Source organism: Photobacterium sp. AWH4_225 (genome assembly GCF_056158405.1).
In genome coordinates this window covers 1,515,760-1,538,089 of the sequence record NZ_JBSWTF010000001.1, presented here as the reverse complement: position 1 = coordinate 1,538,089, position 22,330 = coordinate 1,515,760, and the positions used below count along the sequence as shown (strand labels likewise).

Sequence of the window (22,330 nt, the reverse complement as noted above, 5' to 3'; positions counted from 1 at the left end):
GCAAAATCACTTCCAATAAACAGTGATATTCAATTTTGAATATCTCAATTTCCTTCACTTTGAAATTATTCCACTTAGCATTATCGACATCAGCCCGATAGAAACGACTCAAAATATCGATTAAAAGTGATTTTTTTGCAGATGCATGAATTTCGCTTCTATTTTATTTGTCTGTTTTTTATTTTAATTTCTTTGATTATTATCTGTTTTCAATAAATTTGAGGTCCCATGGCTTATGTTATTGTTTTAGGCACCGTATTTACACTTACGCTGTTAGCTAGAAAGCACATTATGAAAAATAGGCAAATTAAAGATTTTGTTGCTGACATTGAACAGAATCACTTATTCGGTAAATTCTGCCCGGATACTACAACTTATAATGCTTTTAAAACCAAACACGAGCATGTTTATACTGTCATCGGCTATCAGCAAATTGAAGAAAGTGCTTATATTGCAGAGGTTTGCCTTGCTAGCCAATCACTGAAAAGGTTATCAACAATTACCAACGAAACTGCCTTAAATGTCATTGGTAACGGTAGTATTCATCAACTTTGTCAATTTTGGCAAAGTGATTTTTTTGACCACGTTGTTCGATTAAATATGCTCCAAATTGAAAATAGCTCTCCAAAACATTTTGCGATTGGCAATTAATACTTTAACGGCAAGCTGAAACCATTACTAAATTTTGATGGCCCCAAATGAATACTGATATAGATACACCTCTTTATTCAAGACATCACATTGATGTTCAGTCGATACGCTTCCTGGACTTTGATGACCAACAACAAATTGAGTACTTGGTCACGGGAGACATTGAACATGTTATCAACGTTTTACAGCACTGCCCACATGGTCAAGTACAGCATTTAATCGAGCAATTAGAGTTAATTGGTCATAGCAAACGTGCCAGACATATTGCGGTTCAATTGGGGATCATCCTATCCGAGGCTGAAACCAACCGTGATTACCTTACGACTTCTGTCAGCGAGCACGTACTGCAGCGAATCGGCTGGATCGTCACCCTTGCCCTGCTGGGGATCGTATCAGGATTAATTATTGCCCAGTACGAAGACACACTGAGCCAACTGGTATTGCTCGCGGTTTATATGCCCGTTATTGCTGCAGCAGGTGGCAACACTGGCTCGCAAGCCGCGACGCTTGTCATCAGAGCGCTGGCAACCGGTGAGGTACAGCAAAGGCAGTGGTTTCGGGTCGCCTTGAAGGAATTTAGAGTCGGTCTCGTTCTGGCTGCCGCGGTTGCTTCAGTCGTTGTTGTACGTATTTTGATATTCAGTGATGTCACCAGCCTTGGCGACTTTTATATCTCCGATATCGCGTTGGCTATCGCAATGGCCTTATTTATTCAAATAGTCTTATCGACAACACTTGGCGGAGTGCTACCTATTATTGCAAGGGTCTTTAAGCTCGACCCAGCTGTACTGGTAAGCCCTATGCTCGCTTCAATTGTCGATATTTCAGGGATGTGGATCTATTTCTCGGTGGTCAATGCCACCTTGGGTATTAGCTAGCTCCAAACCTTAAATTTTTTATTAACTTGGTGCCACTTTGCCGGAGTTTATCAGGCATTGCAGCACTGCTACACCCACACTTATCAATAAGTAAAACACATGATGAAAAATACTTGCTCTCAATGTAACCACTCGAATGGGAGCCAATTACATGATTACTAAATGGTTTTCCATCAAGAGTTCTGATTCTCTAGAGATCCTTGAAAGTAGCAAAGACACAGGACTTTCAAGCTCTGAAGCACAATCTCGCCTTGAGCGTTACGGCCCGAATGAAATATCTGACAAGCAGGCTACACCTGGGTGGAAGATATATTTAGAGCAATATAAAAACCCATTGGTCTTTATTCTTGCCATTGGTGCCATTGTTTCATGGGTTACCGGGCATTTAATTGATGCCATCGCTATTGCCGTGATCATCCTAATCAACACAGGTATTTCATTCTGGCAGGAATTCAAAGCCCAAAAAGGAATGGAAGCGCTTAAAGATATGGCTGCGCCAAAGGCTGAGGTTTTCCGCGATAGCCAATGGATCAGTGTGGCTGCAAAAGAGCTAGTGCCTGGTGATGTCATCAAAATCAATACTGGTGATATTTTACCTGCCGATGTCAGGCTGCTTGAAGCAAACCGCCTATCTATCGACGAGGCAGCCCTTACCGGAGAATCTGAGCCTGTCAATAAAACGATAGAAGCAATTGATGACCCGTCTGTTGGTATTGGTGACCAGAAAAACATGGGCTTTATGACCACCATTGTCACCACAGGTACCGGTCTTGGCCTGGTTACTGCCACGGGTATGGATACTGAGGTAGGTCATATCGCCGATATGATGAACCAAACCGAAGAAACAAAATCACCAATGCAGGCCCGTATGGATACGCTTGCAATGATGTTGCTGTTCGTTGGCCTCGGTGTTGTTGCACTTGTTTGTGGAATTGGTTTGTACCACGGCATGCCATGGCTGGATATCCTGACAACCGGTATTTCCTTGTCTGTTGCCGCTATCCCTGAAGGCCTGCCTACGGTTGTGACTATCGTATTGACGATGGGCTCAACCAAGATGGTCAAAAACAACGCCCTTGCCAAGCAGCTATCAGCAATTGAAACACTGGGCTCAACAACGGTTATTTGTTCGGATAAAACTGGTACCCTAACCCAAAACCAGATGCAGGTTATGAAGGCTTATGATGTATCAGGCCGCTACTGGAATGTGTCTGGTAAAGGCTTTGATCCAAAGGGTGAGTTTATCCCTGATGGCCATAAGCTGAATGTGGCTGACAGCCCTGCGATGATCAAAGGCCTGATGGTTGCAACGCTGTGTAACGATGCCGAATACATCAATGCCGAAGGTAACTGGACAGTCCGTGGTAACCCTACAGAGGGTGCATTGATTGTGGCAGCAGCCAAAGCCGGTTTAAAACAATCGGAGTTGCTTGAATCATCCGGTTATAAGATCGTCAAGAAGTTCCCATTTGACTCTGCCCGTAAGATGGCATCAGTTATCGTTCGTGACCCAGAAGGTAACCACTTCTTGGCACTCAAGGGCGCACCGGATGTTGTCCTGAACAAGTCAGCCAACTTTATGACTGACAAGGGATATATCCCGCTAGCTCCGACTGCATCAGAAGGAAACCTGGGGTATGACCTAAGTGCTTCTATGGAAATCAAAGCTGATTTCCAGCAGGCCATTGCCCAATTTGGTAGTGAAGCCCTTCGTACCCTTGCTGTCGGCTTCCGTGAACTCACAAAAGCTGAACTGGAGTTAGATTACCCGGAGCTTGAGAAAGACATCAATATCCTTGGTATCTATGGCATCATGGATCCACCGCGTCCGGAAGTCCGTGATGCAGTAGAACAGTGTTACCAGGCCGGTGTTCGTACCGTGATGATCACTGGTGACCATGCTGCAACTGCAGCAGCTATTGCCCGTGATATTGGTATCATCCGTAGCGAAAACGACAGGGTTGTAACAGGCGCAGAGCTTGACCAACTCGATGATAAAGAGCTGCAACAGATCTGTCCTCAGGTTGCTGTTTTTGCCCGTGTGACCCCTGAGCACAAGCTACGTATAGTAAAAGCCCAGCAAGAGAACAACGAGGTTGCCTCGATGACAGGTGATGGTGTGAATGACGCACCAGCCCTTCGCCGTGCTGATATTGGTGTTGCCATGGGTATTACTGGTACGTCTGTTGCCAAAGACTCGGGCGACCTGATCTTACTGGATGATAACTTCAGCACCATCGTTAAAGCCGTCCGCCAAGGACGTCAGATTTTCGATAACCTACGTAAGTTTATCCGCCAGGCATTGACCGCCAACGTCGGTGAAGTATCGGTTATCCTGTTCGCGTTCTTGTTGATGGGTCCCGATGCCATTTTGCCACTGACACCGCTGATGATCCTTTGGGTCAACCTTGTTTCAGATGGCCTACCGGCCCTTGCCCTGGGTGTTGAACCGGAAGAGAAAGATCTTATGGAAAGGAAGCCGCGCAAGCGTAACCAGGGCTTCTTCTCCGAAGGACTTGGCCACCGCATCGTAACCCGTGGCCTTGCACTGGGTGCACTTAGTTACGCAGGCTTTGCGATGGCACTAAACGCAGGATACAGCGCCTACTATGCACAAACCGTTGCCTTCCTGACGCTGATTTTCTCGCAGTTGTGGCACCTGTTCGATAGCCGTACTTTCACCACGGTGTTCCGCAAGAACCCGTTTACCAATAAGTACCTGCTGTTGGCTATCGCCGTATCCGGCGGCTTGTCGCTAGCTTTGGTATATAGCCCATTTGGCGAACTGGTATTCCACACCCGCCCATTGGAATTTAGCCACTTGATGATGATTGTTGCCGCTTCGGGGGGAATGACTTTCATCCTGTCAGCCATCAAAGAGCTAACCAAGACCAAGCTTCTGTAAAGAAGAAAGGCTTAAGACCGCAGCATACTTGCTGCGGTTTTTCTCTTAGAACTTAGCGGGATAGACAATCACTGACTACTGAAAGTGGCCATGATTTCCGCTATTGTTAATAACAGCAAAACGATTTCAATAACTTCAAGGCTAATTATGGAAACTCGCCTAGACGAACTTAACCTCAACTTGATGCGTCTACTAAAAGCACTGGTCGAGAAAAAAAGCACCAAACTTGCTGCTGAACAACTAGGTATGTCCCAAGCGACAGCAAGCCGAGGATTAGCAAGCCTTAAAGAAGTATTTGGTGAAATGCTCTTTGTCCGCAAGGCCCATGGCATCGAACCCTCAGCAATGGCAATCAAACTGGCAGCCGTTGTTGATGATATGCTTAGCCCAATTCAGGACGTACTGGAGGACTTTGCCGAGTTTTCTAGTGAAGATTTCAATGGCAACATTTCAATAGTAGCAGATTCGGTCTACTACGAAGAGCAAGGAGCCAAACTGATATCCCAACTCTACAAGGCGCTACCTAATGCCTCATTTTCTTTTTTCAACTGGGATGAAAACAGCTTGGAAGAAATGCTCAACGGCAAATTTGACTATTGTATTGTCGATAACGAGATGGAATTAGGGCAAGACATCTATCTCAAGCCGCTGTTTAGCGAAAAAACCGTGTTGATTGCCAAGGAAAACCACCCGATATTGAGCCTAAGTTACGACTGGGATGAAATTGCTGAGCTCCCATTGGTGATCCTGCCACCTCCGGTACAAAATACCCCACTAACCAGCATCGAAGTCGAGTATTTACGTAGGGATCTTACCCCTAATATTCTTTTGCGCTCCTACAATATCCAGGCAGCTTGCCAATTGGTATCAGAGACTGATGCGATTATGTTCTCGAGCATTAGCACGGCGAGCAACTTTGAGGGAGTAACCCATTATCCTGCCCCTCCGTTGAGCCACCAGTTCAATGAGTTTACTATTTATGGGGGTTACCTCCAGACTAACAGGAATCACCCGCTGTATCGTTATTTACACAACACTATCTCCGCTATTTTCAATCCATAGACAATGTGAGTTGAGACATACCACCGTAATGATTTGAACAGCTTATAACGGCAATGCCAATTGACTCTAGCACCATTCAAGACTCTACAATTTTGTTTATTTTGCAGTGTTACCTGCCAGTAGTAACGTATCGTTTTGAATAGGTTTAACCATGGCATTTGATGAGCCAAGCAATTATGCCCTTGTGGTTCAAGGGGGAGGACAAAAGGGCAGTTTTGCCGCTGGTGTGCTTGACCAGTTTATGAAGTATAACTTCAATCCGTTTTCATTTTATGTCGGCACATCAGCCGGCGCATTGAATATATCTCCTTATGTCACAGGACAAAGCGGCTTTGGATTGAACTTTATTTTGAATTTCACGACCAAGTCCCGCTTTTTCAACCTCAAGCAGTTTATCAAGCGTAAACAGCAGATGGATCTTGACTGGGCATTTAAGGCCATGATGGAGACCAAAGACAGTTTGCAAATTGAAAAAGGTAAAGAAAAGCTTAATTCGAGAGAAGCATTAGCCTGTCTGACTGATTCGGAGTCACTTCAAGACGCTTATTACCCTATTTTTACCGACAATTGGTATGACGTACTTCGCGCAACATGCGCCATTCCAATCCTATACCAGCAACAAGTCGAAATAGATGGAAAGACATGGATAGACGGTGCGATTGCTGCCAACACCCCTGTGATTAAAGCTTATAAAAGAGGATACAAGCGTATTGTGGTTATTCAAACCTCGCCGCTTGAAAATGATAACAAGCAGTTAAACGAAAAGCAGATACTCCATTCTCGAAAACTGTTGCAAGAGAGCCTTGAACATATCCATTGCCAACACCTTTACAATAAGCGAAGACAACAAGCAAAGTACTATGAACGCAGGCTTGAAAGAATTATCAATCAAAGAATAAAGGCTTTATCCAATTCGCAGAATGGGGTCGATAGCGAGCAAAAAGAGAAACAAAGTTGGGGCACTTATTTAGAAGATACACTTCACTTGGTCTCGATACATGCCAAGCGGTTTGGTTTCGACCCTTCCAATACCAAAGCGCTGGAGTTACTCGTCACCTTATTTGATAATCAAGCCATTGTTGATGACTTTTTAGATTCACCTCCTGAAGATAGCTTCATCTATCGCATTGCTCCCAAACGTCGCTTGAAAAGCAAAACCTTGCTGAGTAGCCGTAATGATATCCTGGAAGATTACTCCCACGGCAAAATGTGCGCATCTGAGTTTTTGGCTGACTATATTCCACAAGTCTATTCATAACAATGATAAAAAAGGCACGCTCATAGCGTGCCTTTGACTCGGGATTCCATATAAATTAGAGGTTAAAGCTATAATTCAAGCCCAAGGTAAAAATATTTGCCGAGCGGTCGTCTGGCTCTTGCCCTGTTGGGTATGTGAAACTACCTCTCGAATCACCTTTGGCTTTGGTATAATGCCACTCTGCGACCGCTGCCAAATTAGGTAATATGTCGTACCTTGCCCCCAAACTAAAACTATCAGACTTATCCTTGTTGCCCTCTTCCCCACCGGTTCTTTTACCGTAAACGACATACGGCGTCCAATCGTGGTAATGATACAGCAAGGAAACATAGCCCCCCCAAGGAGCATCTTTACTGGTTGTCCCTTCAAAGATAACCGTAAAATCTTGCCACTCATACTTCAGGCCATATGACCAAGTTTTACTGTCTATTGGAACGGAAAGCTTGCCAAATTTAATGGGAACACCAAAGTCATTAAACTCGATAGGGATAATGTTTTCGACCGTTGTAATATCGAGCCTAGCTTCGAAATAGTTGAGATAGACGCTCCAAACATCACTCTCTAAATCCAACCGCAAGCCATAGAGTTCTTTCAGATCAACATCATAGTAAGTATTGTTAATTTCATTATCATCAATCGACGTTTCAAATGCGGCATAAGGTTGTACCTGAAGCAGCAAACTATCATTCAATACCAAGGTATAATAGCCATCGATGCCATCATAGCGGGTAAAACCACCGGTGGTATCGTATACCTCAGCAGGAAGCCTTACCCAAGGGTAAGCCTGGTTAACAAACACCACTTGGGAATACATAAACGTCGGTGAACGTAATCGCCCAGCACGTATTTTCAAGTCGGCAATAGGTTCAACGGAAATATAGGCCCATTCCAGATCCGGATCGCTAAAATTATCTGATGGACGTTTTACAAGCTGCGCTGAGGCATGAAGCCAGTCTGTGGGGAAAATATCGGCCTGTAAACCCACTATGGTGTCACAATCAAAACACCACTCGTCGGTAATATTGCGGGTGTAATAATATGGCGTGTCATTATCGCTTTTTGCCGCGGCGACCGAAGCAAAACCAGATATAGCCAACCAATCAGGTAATTCAACCGCTTTTACCGCTAAAGAGGAAAACAGCAACAACGCAGTACTAATGTATTTCAAGCAGTACATTGAGCCCTCCTATTTGGCTTATCGGCAAATACCCTATGGCAGATGGCTCTTGCTCCAGCCACTGATGCACCAATTCAATATCATCAGATTTCATCTCTGTTGGTGGCTTCGCTCTGCCTGAGAAAGCAATCGATGACCAAATCCTTTTCATCTGCCCCTCACTCTTCCTTAAGATTTTCTGATAAAACTCCTTTCTGTATTCACTACCAGAAGGGAAGTCGATTAATTCTATTTTCCCAATCCCTGGAATTGTTTGAACCTTGCCAGAAAAAAGGAGTTTTGCTTTGGTTTTGGTGAGCTTTTCTGCAGGCGGTGTCGGTGTAGAGGTGACAATGGCATAACTCTCCGCCAAGGTTGTTGGAGAAAAAACGATAAATAAAAATAAAAGACAGCCAAACACTCTTTGCAATAAAAATGTCACATTACACGCCCCAGATATTTCCTATAGAAATATCGTAGGCAGGATTAATTCATTCAATTAACAATTCATTGTTGATTTTGATTCAAGTCACATAAAATCTATTAATTGTTTTTTGACTTTTATTTGACAGCTAATTCGTCAATATATTGAACCACTTAAAGCAATTTATCGCTTTTAATTCTATAAAAAAAGACGCTGAATCTTCAGCGCCTTAATATTAGCAATGCGTGTGATTCTTTATAACCTAATTAAACATCGTAGGTTGTTGAAGAAATATCACCACCAGTTCCTGTCCAATTGGTGTGGTAGAACTCGCCACGTGGCTTGTCAGTGCGCTCATAAGTGTGGGCACCAAAGTAGTCACGTTGTGCCTGAAGCATGTTTGCTGGTAGACGAGCAGTCGTGTAACCATTCAAGAAAGTCAGTGCCGAAGACATACAAGGCATTGGCAGGCCAGTCTCGAATGACTTAGCAACAACCTTACGCCATGCAGGTAGGCAGCTTTCAAGAATATCTTTGAAGTAGTTATCAAGACCAAGGAACGCAAGCTCTGGGTTAGCTTCGAAAGCATCGCGAATGTTACCCAAGAATGCGCTACGGATAATACAACCACCGCGCCACATTAGAGCAACGTTACCGTAGTTCAGATCCCAGTTGTTAGACTCAGACGCTTCACGGATCAGCATAAAGCCCTGCGCGTAAGAGATGATCTTAGATGCAAGCAGTGCCTGACGAAGTGCGTCCAACCACTCTGACTTATCACCTTCAACAGCTGTAATTGGGTTGTTGAACAGTGATGCTGCTTCTTCGCGCTGCTCTTTCAGTGAAGACAGGCAGCGTGCGAATACTGATTCAGTGATCAGCGTTAGCGGGATACCGTGATCAAGCGCGTTGATACCTGTCCACTTACCGGTACCTTTCTGACCAGCAGTATCAAGGATTTTCTCTACCAGCGGCTCACCATCTTCATCGCGGTAGCCAAGAATGTCAGCGGTAATTTCAATCAGGTAGCTATCTAGCTCAGTTTTGTTCCACTCAGCAAACGTCGTCTGCATCTCATCGTGGGACATACCCAGGCCTTCTTTCATGAAGTGGTAAGCTTCACTGATCAGCTGCATATCACCGTATTCGATACCGTTGTGAACCATCTTCACAAAGTGACCTGCGCCTTCTTTACCTACCCAGTCACAGCATGCTTCACCTTTATCGGTTTTAGCAGCAATTGCCTGGAAGATAGGCTTAACATGTGGCCATGCTTCAGGATCGCCACCTGGCATGATAGATGGTCCGAAACGTGCACCTTCCTCACCACCGGATACACCAGCACCAACATAACGGATACCTTTTTCACGTAGCTCTGCCACGCGGCGGTTAGTGTCTGGGTAGTTAGTGTTACCACCATCAATGATGATGTCGCCTTCGTCTAGCAGCGGTACTAGGTTGTCGATGAACTGATCAACAACTGCACCTGCACGAACCATCAGCATCACCTTGCGTGGTGATTCTAGTTTGCCAACCAGATCTTCAAGAGAAGTTGCACCGACAATGTTGGTACCCTTAGCCGGACCCTGCAAAAATTCATCAACTTTCGCCACAGTACGGTTGTAAGCAACCACTTTAAATCCGTTATCGTTCATGTTTAGGATCAGGTTCTGACCCATCACGGCCAAACCGATAACACCAATATCAGCTTTCATTTACTTCTCTCCTTATGCCAGCTCTTTGGCTGCCTCTGAATCTAAATACCACTCGGTTGTGCCAGCCTTTGAGCTGACTTTAGCTGCTGGGTATGCTTCTGCAGCCGGTGCGTTGTCAGCGATCTCTTTGATCACTGCCGATTTACTTGCACCTAGTACCAAGTAAGTAATACGTTTAGCGTTTGCCAGCAAGTGCGCGGTTTTCGTCACGCGGATCTGGCGAGTGTCTGGATGTGCAGCAATTGCTGCAATTTCTGTTGTGTCGTAGTCCGTTTGCCCTGGGAACAATGAAGCGGTATGGCCATCGGTTCCCATGCCAAGTAAGATCCAATCAAACTCAGGTACCCCATCTTTTTCTGGGATTTCTGCAATCATCTCTTCGGCAAAACGGATCGCTTCCATCGCAGCAAACTCTTCACCGCGAATACGGTGGATATTTTCAGCAGGGATGGCAATGTGATCGAATAACAAGGCTTTCGCCTGACCGTAATTACTCTGCTCATCTTCTGGCGCAACGCAACGTTCGTCGCCCCACCAAAAGTGAAGATTTTGCCACTGGATAGACTGAGCAAACTCAGAGCCCGCTAAAAATGCAAACAACTGAGACGGGGTGCTGCCACCGGACAGTGAGATATGAACAGGTCGGCCACGCTCACTGTATTCCTTCAGGTTGTTAGCCAATGCATGAACAACCTGATCAGAGTTTTCAAATACATGGTAATTCATGAGTTTTATAACTCGCAGTAGTCGGTGTTGGTCAGGTTCTTACAAGGGAAGCGCCATTCACGATCGTCTCGCGACAATAGCTCATCGGCTTCTTTCGGCCCCCAAGTACCTGCGGCATAACCGTATAGGTGCTCTGGGTTTTCCTTGTAGTCCAAAATAGGTTGTACAAACTGCCAGCATGCTTTCACCGCATCTGTACGAGCAAACAAGGTCGCATCACCTTTCATCGAATCCAGTAGCAAACGCTCATAAGCGGTTAGCATATGGGTCTCTTCAAGGCTTTCGTAGTGGAAGTCCATGCTCACTTCTTTGGCTTCAAAACCAGCACCCGGCTGCTTAAGGCCAAAGCTCATCAAGATGCCTTCATCTGGCTGGATACGAATGATCAGTTTGTTTTCTGGGGCGTTTGCACCAAATACTGGGTGAGGCGTCTTCTTAAAGTGAATAACCACTTCAGTCACACGGGTTGGCAAGCGTTTACCTGTGCGCACATAGAACGGCACGCCGTTCCAGCGCCAGTTATCGATAAACATCTTCAAACCAACATAGGTTTCGGTACGCGAGTCTTCTGCCACACCCGGCTCTTCGCGGTATCCCACAAGGTGATCACCACGCACATCGGATTCGGTGTATTGGCCCAGTACCAAGTTGTTTTGCAGATCTTTTTCAGAAAGCGGCTGAAGGCTCTTGAATACCTTCATCACTTCATCACGCATCGAGTCAGCATTAATCGCTGCCGGCGGCTCCATACCTACCATTGCCAATACTTGCAACAAGTGATTCTGGAACATATCACGAACGGCACCAGCCCCGTCGTAATAACCACCACGCTCTTCAACGCCAAGGAATTCAGCCGCTGTGATTTCAACGTAATCAATGAAGTTACGATTCCAAAGCGGTTCGAACATACCGTTGGCAAAACGGAACACCAATAGGTTTTGGACTGTTTCTTTACCTAGGTAATGGTCGATACGGTAGATTTGGTGCTCTTGGAAATGGGCGTGTAGATCTTTATCTAGCTGCTCGGCAGTTGCCAAGTCGTAACCGAAAGGCTTTTCGACAATCAGGCGTTTCCAGCCGTTTTCTTCACTGTTGAGGCCATGAGCTGCAAGGCACTCTGGAATAACGCTGTAGAGGCTCGGCGGAGTCGCCAGGTAGAAGGTCGTATTGCTGTTAGTTTGATACTTCTGCTCGATATCATCCAAACGAGATTTCAGTTTGGCGTAATCTTCTACATTCTTGGTATCAATGGCTTGGTAATGAAGGCGTTGACAGAAAGCATCAAGCACCTGAGGGTCAACTTTTTCGTTGGCTGTCAGCGAATCTTTCAATTTCTGCTGGAACTCATCATCAGAGTAGTGAGTTCGGCTTACCCCCAAAATAGCGAATTCTTCAGACAGCAATCCATTCGCGAATAGGTGGTAAAAGGCTGGGATCAACTTACGATGAGTCAGATCACCCGACGCCCCGAAGATGACGATACAATTATTTTCAGGCTTAACCATAATGCTTTCCCACTCGCCTGAATCCATCAGGACAAGTTATTCATTTTATTGTGTTGTGAATGTTATCAACACGGCTAAAAAGCACCAGAAGGTTTTCCCTATCGCAGCGATAGGTAAAACCTTCAATTGGTCACATTTTAGTCGATAATGAGAACGGCGCCTTTTGGGCGCCTCATTATGTATGAGAAGCACATAACATCCCAGCTACATTTGTCTGGTACTACCACCTAAGACAAGGCAACTAATTGCTTTGTATACTCTTGTTGCGGCTCACTAAACAGGGTTTGAGTTTCCCCCTGTTCAACCACCTGCCCTTGGCGAAGCACCAGGGTATAGTGACAAAGCGACTTCACAACATGGAGGTCATGGCTAATAAAGAGGTAGGTTAAGTTATACTTTTGCTGTAGGTTTTTTAATAACGTAAGCACCTGAAATTGAACAGTTCTATCTAGCGAAGATGTTGGCTCATCCAACAGGATAAACGCCGGTTTCAGCACCAGAGCACGGGCAATAGCGATCCGCTGGCGCTGACCACCAGAGAATTCATTTGGATAGCGATGACGTGTTTCGGGATCGAGTTCTACATCTCGCATCACATCACAAATGACCTTGTCTTCCTGCTCTGGCGTTAGGTTTTGATGAACTTTTAGCCCCTCACCAATAATTTGTGCCACTGACATTCTCGGGTTCAAGGCTGAAAACGGGTCTTGGAAAACCACTTGCATCTTGCTGCGTATGGGCAACATTTGTTTACGATTAAACGCCGAGATATCTTCTCCGCGGTATAAAATTTCACCGGTACTTTCCAGCAATTTGAGAATCGCCATGCCTGTTGTCGACTTGCCCGAGCCACTCTCCCCCACCAAACCGACACTGTGGCCTGTACGAAGTAAAAAGCTCACATCGGTCACCGCTTTGATATGATCCTTAACGCGCTTTAATACCCCACCTTTGACAGGAAACCACACCCGCAAGTCTTTTACCTCGAACATGGGTGCCGCTGCCATATCAACAGGGACCGGCTCACCACTTGGATCGGAGTTGATCAACTTGATGGTATAAGGATCTTGCGGCCGTTCGAACACTTCAGTCATGGTGTTGGTTTCCACCAAACGCCCCATCTGCATCACCGCAACACGATCGGCAATTTTTCGAACGATGCTCAAGTCATGGGTGATAAACAGCATAGCCATGCCCATTTCACGCTGTAGATCTTTGAGCAAATCCAAAATCTGCGCCTGTACCGAAACATCCAGTGCCGTTGTCGGTTCATCGGCAATCAACAGTTCCGGCTCGTTAATAAGCGCCATCGCTATCATTACCCGCTGGCGCTCACCACCTGACAATTCGTGCGGATAAGATTCCAATCTTTTTTCTGGGTTTCTGATCCCGACTTTCTGCAACCATTCCAGCGCTTTCTTCTGCGCTTCTCGCTGCCGAGTACCACGGTGGATAGCGAGGATTTCACACAACTGGCGGCCAATTTTATGCAGTGGATTCAAAGACATCATCGGCTCTTGAAAGATCATACCAATGCGGTTACCCCGTAAACCACGCATTTCCCGCTCACTACAACGCATCATATCGATGCCATCATAATGAATATGGCCGCTGAGATAACGGGTGGATGATTTCGGCAGTAAGCGTAAAATCGCATTGGCTGTTACCGATTTTCCCGATCCACTCTCCCCCACCAGCGCAAGGGTTTCTCCGCGTTTAATATCCAGGCTAACGTTGTAGGTTACCTGATTGGTTGATTTTCCACTTTGAAAGCCCACCGACAGATTTTCAATAGTAATAATAGGTTGAGACATGGTTACCTCTGATGGTGGGGATCAAATGCGTCACGCACGGCTTCACCGACAAACACCAGCAAACTCAGCATGATTGAAAGGACAACGAAGGCAGATAAGCCCAACCACGGCGCTTGCAAGTTAGTTTTGCCCTGAGCCAGTAGTTCACCTAATGATGGGGAACCCGCTGGCAGGCCGAAGCCAAGGAAATCCAGTGACGTTAGTGTCGTTACCGAGCCGCTAAGAATAAATGGCATCATTGTGAGTGACGCCACCATAGCATTCGGCAGCATATGGCGTAACATAATACGTCCATCACCGACGCCCATCGCCTGGGCAGCCCTGACATAATCAAGGTTCCGACACCGAAGGAATTCGGCACGAACCACTCCGACTAGTCCCATCCAACTAAACAGCACCATGATGCCAAGCAGCCACCAGAAATTAGGCTCAACAAAGCTGGATAAAATGATCAGCAAAAACAGCGTCGGCATGCCGGACCATACTTCAATAAAGCGCTGACCGAACAAATCGACCCATCCGCCGTAATACCCCTGACTAGCACCAACGATGACACCAATCACAGTAGAAATAATGGTAAGCGCAAACCCGAACAAAACAGATATACGAAAGCCATATATGATGCGGGCTAGCACATCACGCCCTTTGTCATCCGTACCAAGCCAGTTAACACTATCCGGTGGCGACGGAGCCGGGCCAGACAAGTTGTAATTGATAGTGTCGTAACTAAAGCGGATAAGCGGCCAGATCATAAAGCCGTCAGCCTCGATCAAGTCCGCCACATAAGGGTCGGTATAATCGGCTTCAGCATCAAACTCACCACCAAACTCGGTTTCTGAGTAAGGGGTGACAATGGGGAAATACCACTGCGATTCAAACTGAATCACCAGCGGCTTGTCATTAGCAACCAGCTCTGCGAACAAGCTGAAGAAAAACAGGATCGAGAAGATCCATAATGACCAATAGCCCCGCTTGTGAGCGCGGAACCTCGCCCAACGTTCCTTGGTTAATGGGTTAAGTTTCACTAACGTGCCTCAAAATCTATCCGTGGATCGACCAATGTATAGGTAATATCCGAAATAATGTTCAGCAACAGCCCGAGTAGCGTCATGATATACAAAGAGCTAAATACTACCGGGTAATCTCGCTGTATGGTCGACTCAAACCCTAACAATCCTATCCCTTCAAGAGAGAACATCACCTCGATAAGCATCGCCCCTGTGAAGAAGATGCTGATAAAGGCCGCCGGAAAGCCTGCGATGATGATCAGCATGGCATTACGGAAAACATGGCGGTACAAAATGCTGCGCTCATCAAGCCCCTTGGCGCGGGCAGTGACCACGTACTGCTTATTGATTTCATCTAGGAAGGAGTTTTTGGTAAGCATGGTCAAAGTGGCAAAGCCGCCAATAACCATCGCCAGAATAGGCAGTGTCAAATGCCAGAAATAGTCGATGATCTGCTGGTACCAGTTCAGCTGGTCAAAATTGGACGACACCAACCCGCGCAACGGGAACCAACTAAAATAATTGCCACTGGCAAAAAATATGATCAGCAATATCGCGAACAAGAAACCGGGGATAGCATAGCCAACGATCACTACCGCACTACTCCAAACATCGAACCGCGAACCATGTTTGATAGCCTTGGCGATCCCTAATGGAATAGAGACCAAATAAATGATTAGCGTACTCCAAAGCCCTAGTGAGATAGAGACTGGCAAGCGATCAATGATCAAGTCGATCACATTACCGCCTTTGAACAGGCTCTCGCCAAAGTTGAATGTGGCGTAATCCTTGAGCATATCGAAGTAACGCTCGTGCAATGGCTTATCAAAGCCAAACTGTTTCTTGATTGCTTCGACCACTTCAGGATCCAGCCCGCGAGAGCCTCGGTAACCGGAGCCGTTTTCAGAAGGCTCTAGCGATCCAACTTCCTGCCCGCCACCGGTAAAACGCTCCATGATACCGGAGCTATGGCCTTCAAGCTGAGCCACTGCCTGTTCAACCGGTCCTCCTGGCGCAATTTGAATGACAAAGAAGTTGATGGTGATGATCGCCCACAAGGTAGGGATCACCAACAACAGACGCCGAATAATATATGCCGACATACTTACCGCCGCTTCTCAGGTAACTTGGCCGCTTTTTCAGTATCAATCCACCAGGTATCTCGACCCAAAGAGTATTTTGGCCGTACATCCGGCCGAGAGAACTTATCCCAGCTCGACACACGGAACATACTGATATGCCACTGCGGGATGACGTAGAAGTTCCACTGCAATACCCTGTCGAGTGCCCGGCCAAGGCTTAGCAACTTATCTGGGTTTTCCTGATTTTCTGCTATCTGCTCAGTCAGGTAGTCAATTGCCGGATCTTTTACCCCTGCGGTATTATAGGTACTGTCGATAAAATTACTGTTCCAGGCAATCATCAGGTTCGGGCTCGGGTAAGGGTTAGCCCCGTAACCGGCCGAGACCATATCGAAATCCCTGTCACGCAAGCGTTTGATGTACTGAGTGGTATCAACAGTACGCAAACGCATATCGATACCCAGTAATTTCAGGTTCTTCTGAAGAGGAATCGCCAGACGCTCAGTGGTCGGGCTGTACATCAAAAGCTCAAAGGTAAAGGCTTCTCCGTTCTCAACATTTGTCATAACTTTGTTCTGCACTTCCCAACCGGCTTCTTTCATCAAGGCCAAGGCTTTTCGAAGTTGAACGCGTATACGGCCGGAGCCATCAGATACCGGCGGCTGGTACTCCTCGGTGAACACCCTCGCAGGTACTTTGTCTTTTACCGGAGCCAGAACAGCAACCTCATCGTCGGATGGCAGTCCCTTGGCTTCATAATCAGTATTTTGGAAATAGCTGCGAGTACGGGTGTACTGGTTATAGAAGAGGCTTTTGTTCATCCACTCGAAGTCCATGGCATAAGACAGGGCTTCTCGTACTTTGGGATCGCTGAAATAGCTGCGCTCGGTATTAAACACAAAGGCCTGCATCGACTGCGGAATCTGGTGCGGGATCTCTTCCTTTATAATGTATCCCTTATCAAAATTCGGGCCTTGGTACATGGTGGCCCAGAACTTAGCAACGTTCTCTTCGCGTATATCATATTCACCGGCTTTAAACGCTTCCAAGGTGACGGTTTCATCCCGGTAATAATCGTACTTGATCGTCTGGAAGTTGTTCCGGCCGACATTAACCGGCAAATCTTTCGCCCAATAATCTTTCACCAAGGTGTAGGTGACACTTTGACCAGACTTGTAGTCAGTAATTTGGTAGGCGCTGCTGCCAATTGGCGGTGTATTGAGAGGCTCACTGAGGTTCTTGTCTTTCCAGTAGTGCTCAGGCAATACGTTCATGCCCTGTACTAACGCCAACAACACTTCTCGGTTCGGCTTGGCCATCTCGATTCGAGCGGTACGCTCAGACTTCGCCGTGACCGATTTGACATCTTTAAAGTAAACCTTGTATTGGGCGACTCCTTCCTTCATGAATTTATCAAAGGTAAAGGCTACATCAGCGGCAAGGATCGGCTCACCGTCATGGAATTTGGCATTCGGGTTGATATCCACTTCCATCCAGGAAAAATCTTCCGGGTAACGAACCTTTTCGGCGATGAGGGGGTAATAGCTGTCAATTTCATCTTCTGAGGACACAAACAAGGTGTCATAGATAGCTTCGCTCCCTGCCGCCGATACTCCCCGTGAAGCAAAACGGTTGAAACTATCAAAAGTGCCAACTTGAGCGTAGGTTACCTGCCCGCCTTTGGGAGCATCAGGATTCACGTAGTCAAAATGGGTAAAGTCCCCAGGGTATTTAGCGGTTCCAAACCCTACCAAAGAGCGGCTTTCTATCACTTCACTAGCCGATACGGAACCAGCAATGACCATCGCCACCAGCAACGACGAGACGCTTTTGTACATCTAGGCCTCCATGCAAAAAATCTGTTTCAGACGGCGCTTACTGGCACCATCTTACTCGTTGAATTAGATGAAATTATTTTGTGGTATATGTTTACGATAGGACACTAATGACAAATGAACAACCACTCAATAGGCAATATGAAAACCTGTGATCACTTGCGACAAGCTATTGAAGCCGTTAATATCGCCCGCTTTCAGGTTTACGGACCGCAATCTCATCTACATTTGCCAGGATAACCCTATGTCAAAGTTCTTCTATAAAGGCCGCATTGAGAAAAAACCAAAGCACGAGAGCTACGGCTTTAATACCAAGCAAGCCAAGAAGTTAGGCACTGAAGTCAACCCACTTCAACTTATTGTCAATAGCGATGAGAAAAAAGCTGAAGTCGAAGCACAGCTTGAACAACACCAAGTCGTCGCCACGATTACGGTTAATCCAGAAGCAGAAGAAAATCTGGTTGAGCTGGAAACATTGATCAACAAACCTAAAACGACAGTATTTGAGAAAACCCCAAACCGTAATGACCCGTGTTCGTGCGGAAGCGGTAAAAAGTACAAGAAGTGCTGCGGTAAATAACCCCGCCAAGCGGTATTAGAGTGGCTAGGGGAAGTCCCCTGCCATTTTTCGTCAAAAAACGTATAATCTCGCGCTGTTGTAAAATTTCGGAAATACGAGTTATGAGCAAAGGTTACGCCTGTGTTGGGTTGTTCAACCCAAAAACCCCTGAAAATGTTGGTTCTGTGATGCGCGCTGCTGGCTGCTACGGCGTCAATAGTGTGTTCTATACAGGCACTCGCTACGACCTTGCCAAGAAATTCTGCACCGATACCAAGAATACCATCCTTGATATCCCATTAATCGGTGTCGAAGATCTGAAAAACATTATTCCGCATGATTGCGTACCCGTTGCCGTTGATCTTGTGGAAGGTGCCAAGCCACTACCTGACTACAAACACCCAAAACGTGCGTTTTACATTTTTGGCCCGGAAGATGGCACGCTGAAAAAAGACATCACCAACTTCTGCCGCGAAACTATCTATGTACCGACCAACGGTTGCATGAATCTTGCTGCCGCAGTTAATGTCATCCTATATGACCGCATGGCTAAAGGTGAGAGTTTTTCGAACCATTAAGGTCTAAGACTCAAGCAAAAACACTAATGGGGGACAGTTTCTGTGCCCCATTTTTCTATCATTTCCCTAAGCTCAACACTCTGGTATGGCTTACAAAGGATGTCGTCCATTCCAGCCGTAAAGCACTCTTCCCGCTCTGCTTTGGTGGTGCCAGCAGTCAAGGCAATAATAGGTTTACTGTAACCCGCGCTGCGAAGCCGCTCTGTTGTCGCATAACCATCAAGAACAGGCATCCGGCAATCCATCAGGACAATATCAAAGTCTTGCTGCTCTAATATTTCTAGTGCTTTCTGGCCGTTGTCAGCAATGGCTGGCGTAATGCCGAATTTGCCCAGCATCAACTTGATGATCATTTGGTTAGTTTTCAAATCTTCTACGACCAAGATAGACAAGTCATCAATAGACGCCGCGCCACCAAATTGGCCTTCACTTTCATCAACCGTAACCTGATTGATTTCCAGTGGTAAAGTCACGGTAAAGGTGGTTCCTCTTCCATCTTCACTATCGACTTCAATCCAACCTTTCATCTGCTCAGCCAACTTTTTACATATAGCCAACCCAAGCCCAGTTCCCTCATGTTGGCGATTACTGGAGTTATCAACTTGGGTAAACGGCTGAAACAAGGTGGCGATTTTATCTTTGGGGATCCCGCAACCGGAATCACGCACCATAAACTTCATTGCATCGTCTTGCCACCCAATAGTGACCGATACGAACCCTTGCTGGGTGAACTTAATAGCATTACCAATTAGGTTTACGAAGATTTGCTTAATACGGTCCTCGTCCCCCAAAAGCCACTGAGGTGTATCCGGCATAAAGTGAATAGAAAAATCTAGCTGCTTTTCATTGGCAGGATGCTGGAAAATATCTTTGAGCATATTGGTCATCAAGCGACTATCGAAAGGCTTAATCGCTAGCTCCATCATCCCTGCATTGATCTTGCTGTAATCAAGTAAGTCATTGATGATAGCCCTTAGCAGTTCGCCCGAGTGATGAAGTGTCGACAACAAGCCGCTCTGGTGGTTATCCAAATCGGTATCAGACAAAAGCTCAGCGGTACCAAGTAAGCCGTTTAACGGCGTACGCAGCTCATGGTTTATCATTGCCAAGAAATCACGGGTCGATTTCTCAGATTCCTCTGCGGATTTCCGTGCGCGAATCGCATCTTCAAGCTTTAATTGGCGGTCAATCGAGGTACGCAGCATTTCGCCAATCAAGTTCATATGCTTGCGGATGGTAGTATGCCACTCCCTTCTCTCATCGATACGGGTAACAAAATACCCTTTCACCGCTGAATTACTCAGAGAAAACCAGTGAAGCTGTTGATGCTCGTCCCAGTGCTCGCCAATGGTATCCAGCTTGGCAGGAGGAGTGCATTTCTCATTGATTTCAGAGGAATACGTAATATTAAGAGCAGGTGTTGATTGACAGCTTATCTTAACCGCACAAGCACTCACCGCATGGCTGGATACCAAAGCATCAAGCAATTCTTTGATAATGCCAAAAGAAGGTTGGTATTTAAGGAACGTATGCCCGAAACGAAGCAGCAAGTTATCCATCTTCTGCTGGTAAGAAAGAAAATCTGACCCACTGGCGACTTGATCTCGCATCTGTTCAAGGTTCTGTTCTACCAACTGTTTAGTCTGATAGAGCTCTAGACTTTTTGACTCAAGTAACATTTCAGCCATTTTCCTGGCTTCACGCTCCCGGTCAATTTTCTTTTGCATCAAAGCAACTTGACGTTCCAAATCCATAATTACCCCGCGTTAAGGGTCAGCGTAAACCGGACATGGCTCTGGTCTTGATTTACCGGCTCCATCTCGATATCCATCTCTTCGTTGAAGTGCTGGACACAACCACGGATCAAGCCTAGGCAAACATGGGAAAAACAACGTGCGGATATATAGTCGAGCACCATCTTGGCTGAGGTTTGCGATATAAAGTCGAACTGCGGCGGGTTGGCATTGGGATAAAGCTTTTTCACTTCAATGTGAATATGGCGCTCTACCCTTTCAATAAAACTGAACGTACCTGTTGGCTTATCACCGTTACCAAGCGGCATGGTCGTTAACAAACGCGTAAATAATGCCTCGCCATACACTTCTTGCAGCGCCTCGGGAGACACACCGGTAATTTTACTCAAACAGACAATCATCTTCACCAATACCCGGTGATCATAACTTCCCACTGCCGTGTAGATCCCATCAACCCCGGCATCATCAAGCATCTGTTGGCATACCTCTAAACCAAAGCGATTTTCAACGATATCGAGAAACTCGGTAAAAATAATTCCTTTCATAGACTTAATCTCCCTTTGCCCATGATTTGAGTATGGAAAACGAATGGCTTGTGGTCAAAATTATTGCAACTAATTTCATTAGATATAACCCCAAGCCCTTCACCCCAGCCTTTTTCAGTAAAAGGTTGCAACCGCGCTATTGCGAAAGGCAAGCGGTAGCATTATTTTGTTGGCACTTGTCATAAACTTAAGTTAACCATGAAACGTAACATCCTTTTTTCCTTCCTTTATATAGCAAGTACATTTTCCAGTTCAGCCGTCTTTGCTAACTCGATGCCTTCCGGTAACTATGAGGACGGTAAAATGAAATCTTTTTCCTGTCAGTTCTGTCATGGCCAAACGGGTGTGGCCAAAAAGAATGGTTACCCACATATCAACAACCAAAACGCCCTATACCTTTATAACTCCATGAAAGCCTACCAAAAAGGTGAACGAAGCGGCGCATTTAGTGAAATGATGAAGCAACAACTCTCGGTACTCAATGACCAGGATTTGGCTGACATTGCTATCTATTTTTCCGAGCAACCATAATGTAACAACCTATGCTCGCCTGTCAGGGAATTTACCCTAAGCCACTGGTAGCTTTTAGCGTTTACTACTAGAATTAAGCGGATTTGGTGGCATGTAGGCTGCCATTTTTACATCATCATCGTTCACATTCAGTGAACAATGAGCAGGTAAATGACCAAGATGTGAGCCAAAAAACAGCTTTATCAAAGCGCAATTTGACAGTGATTTGGGAAACATATTGTGTTATTACATGCAGCTCCTGTGGGTTTATTGAGCGTTTACGCCAGAAAACCTAAAAAGACGGAGCAAAAACAAGCAAATGTTCATTTTATCTTAAATGAGCTATGTAATGTTTGTTGGAATCAG

The 22,330-nt window shown here is 45.9% G+C and carries 19 protein-coding genes; 8 read left to right on the top strand and 11 right to left on the bottom strand.

Features of this window, described 5'->3' with window-relative positions; translation table 11 throughout:
* Window positions 1-228 precede the first annotated feature (228 nt).
* From ACXAD4_RS07420 to ACXAD4_RS07400, 5 genes are all read left to right on the top strand, one after another.
* Window positions 229-651 (top strand): hypothetical protein, encoded by a 423-nt coding sequence (locus tag ACXAD4_RS07420; RefSeq protein WP_475240170.1) that lies wholly within the window; start codon window positions 229-231, stop codon window positions 649-651.
* A 47-nt stretch (window positions 652-698) separates the two neighbouring features.
* Window positions 699-1,529 (top strand): magnesium transporter, encoded by an 831-nt coding sequence (locus ACXAD4_RS07415; RefSeq protein ID WP_475240167.1) that lies wholly within the window; start codon window positions 699-701, stop codon window positions 1,527-1,529.
* Window positions 1,530-1,680: 151 nt separating this feature from the next.
* Window positions 1,681-4,434 (top strand): cation-translocating P-type ATPase, encoded by a 2,754-nt coding sequence (locus ACXAD4_RS07410; RefSeq protein WP_475240164.1) that lies wholly within the window; start codon window positions 1,681-1,683, stop codon window positions 4,432-4,434.
* A gap of 147 nt (window positions 4,435-4,581) precedes the next feature.
* The gene (locus tag ACXAD4_RS07405) at window positions 4,582-5,496 is read left to right on the top strand and encodes a LysR family transcriptional regulator (protein WP_475240162.1); all 915 of its coding nucleotides are present in this window, start codon (window positions 4,582-4,584) and stop codon (window positions 5,494-5,496) included.
* A 151-nt stretch (window positions 5,497-5,647) separates the two neighbouring features.
* Window positions 5,648-6,754 (top strand): patatin-like phospholipase family protein, encoded by a 1,107-nt coding sequence (locus tag ACXAD4_RS07400; protein ID WP_475240160.1) that lies wholly within the window; start codon window positions 5,648-5,650, stop codon window positions 6,752-6,754.
* A gap of 55 nt (window positions 6,755-6,809) precedes the next feature.
* Here the strand turns inward: ACXAD4_RS07400 and ACXAD4_RS07395 are convergent, their stop codons facing one another.
* The 9 genes from ACXAD4_RS07395 to ACXAD4_RS07355 all read right to left on the bottom strand — a co-directional run bounded on the left by ACXAD4_RS07395 (window position 6,810) and on the right by ACXAD4_RS07355 (window position 18,021).
* The gene (locus ACXAD4_RS07395; protein ID WP_475240157.1) at window positions 6,810-7,931 is read right to left on the bottom strand and encodes a porin; all 1,122 of its coding nucleotides are present in this window, start codon (window positions 7,929-7,931) and stop codon (window positions 6,810-6,812) included.
* Window positions 7,909-8,352, bottom strand: a complete 444-nt coding sequence (locus ACXAD4_RS07390; RefSeq protein WP_475240155.1) for a hypothetical protein — start codon at window positions 8,350-8,352, stop codon at window positions 7,909-7,911. Before ACXAD4_RS07390 ends, ACXAD4_RS07395 begins: the two co-directional genes overlap by 23 nt.
* 248 nt (window positions 8,353-8,600) lie before the next feature.
* Complete coding sequence (gene gnd / locus ACXAD4_RS07385; protein WP_475240152.1) at window positions 8,601-10,049, bottom strand: decarboxylating NADP(+)-dependent phosphogluconate dehydrogenase; 1,449 nt, start codon at window positions 10,047-10,049, stop codon at window positions 8,601-8,603.
* 12 nt (window positions 10,050-10,061) lie between these two features.
* Window positions 10,062-10,775, bottom strand: a complete 714-nt coding sequence (pgl, locus tag ACXAD4_RS07380; protein WP_475240150.1) for a 6-phosphogluconolactonase — start codon at window positions 10,773-10,775, stop codon at window positions 10,062-10,064.
* Window positions 10,776-10,780: 5 nt separating this feature from the next.
* Entirely contained in the window at window positions 10,781-12,280 is a 1,500-nt protein-coding gene (gene zwf / locus ACXAD4_RS07375; protein ID WP_475240147.1) for a glucose-6-phosphate dehydrogenase, read from the bottom strand.
* A gap of 227 nt (window positions 12,281-12,507) precedes the next feature.
* Window positions 12,508-14,094, bottom strand: a complete 1,587-nt coding sequence (locus ACXAD4_RS07370) for an ABC transporter ATP-binding protein (RefSeq protein ID WP_475240144.1) — start codon at window positions 14,092-14,094, stop codon at window positions 12,508-12,510.
* A 2-nt stretch (window positions 14,095-14,096) separates the two neighbouring features.
* Window positions 14,097-15,119, bottom strand: a complete 1,023-nt coding sequence (locus ACXAD4_RS07365; RefSeq protein WP_107297724.1) for an ABC transporter permease — start codon at window positions 15,117-15,119, stop codon at window positions 14,097-14,099.
* A complete protein-coding gene (locus ACXAD4_RS07360) occupies window positions 15,119-16,204 on the bottom strand; it encodes a microcin C ABC transporter permease YejB (RefSeq protein WP_475240142.1) in 1,086 nt (361 codons plus the stop codon). The genes ACXAD4_RS07365 and ACXAD4_RS07360 overlap by 1 nt, the downstream gene beginning before the upstream one ends.
* Before the next feature lie 2 nt (window positions 16,205-16,206).
* The gene (locus tag ACXAD4_RS07355; RefSeq protein WP_475240140.1) at window positions 16,207-18,021 is read right to left on the bottom strand and encodes an extracellular solute-binding protein; all 1,815 of its coding nucleotides are present in this window, start codon (window positions 18,019-18,021) and stop codon (window positions 16,207-16,209) included.
* Window positions 18,022-18,262: 241 nt separating this feature from the next.
* Here ACXAD4_RS07355 and ACXAD4_RS07350 point away from each other — a divergent pair, with 241 nt between their 5' ends.
* Together ACXAD4_RS07350 and ACXAD4_RS07345 are read left to right on the top strand one after the other, a co-directional pair.
* On the top strand, window positions 18,263-18,598 hold the full coding sequence (locus ACXAD4_RS07350) for a PBPRA1643 family SWIM/SEC-C metal-binding motif protein (RefSeq protein WP_475165080.1): 336 nt from the start codon (window positions 18,263-18,265) through the stop codon (window positions 18,596-18,598).
* 101 nt (window positions 18,599-18,699) lie between these two features.
* Window positions 18,700-19,155, top strand: a complete 456-nt coding sequence (locus tag ACXAD4_RS07345; protein ID WP_317521150.1) for an RNA methyltransferase — start codon at window positions 18,700-18,702, stop codon at window positions 19,153-19,155.
* Between the two features lie 23 nt (window positions 19,156-19,178).
* Here the strand turns inward: ACXAD4_RS07345 and ACXAD4_RS07340 are convergent, their stop codons facing one another.
* Both ACXAD4_RS07340 and ACXAD4_RS07335 read right to left on the bottom strand, forming a co-directional pair.
* Window positions 19,179-20,909 carry an ATP-binding protein gene (locus ACXAD4_RS07340; RefSeq protein WP_475240137.1) on the bottom strand — a complete coding sequence of 577 codons (1,731 nt, stop codon included), beginning with the start codon at window positions 20,907-20,909 and terminating at the stop codon, window positions 19,179-19,181.
* A 2-nt stretch (window positions 20,910-20,911) separates the two neighbouring features.
* Window positions 20,912-21,454, bottom strand: a complete 543-nt coding sequence (locus ACXAD4_RS07335; protein WP_107297719.1) for a heme NO-binding domain-containing protein — start codon at window positions 21,452-21,454, stop codon at window positions 20,912-20,914.
* Between the two features lie 273 nt (window positions 21,455-21,727).
* Here ACXAD4_RS07335 and ACXAD4_RS07330 point away from each other — a divergent pair, with 273 nt between their 5' ends.
* Entirely contained in the window at window positions 21,728-21,985 is a 258-nt protein-coding gene (locus ACXAD4_RS07330) for a c-type cytochrome (protein ID WP_475242729.1), read from the top strand.
* Window positions 21,986-22,330: the final 345 nt, after the last annotated feature.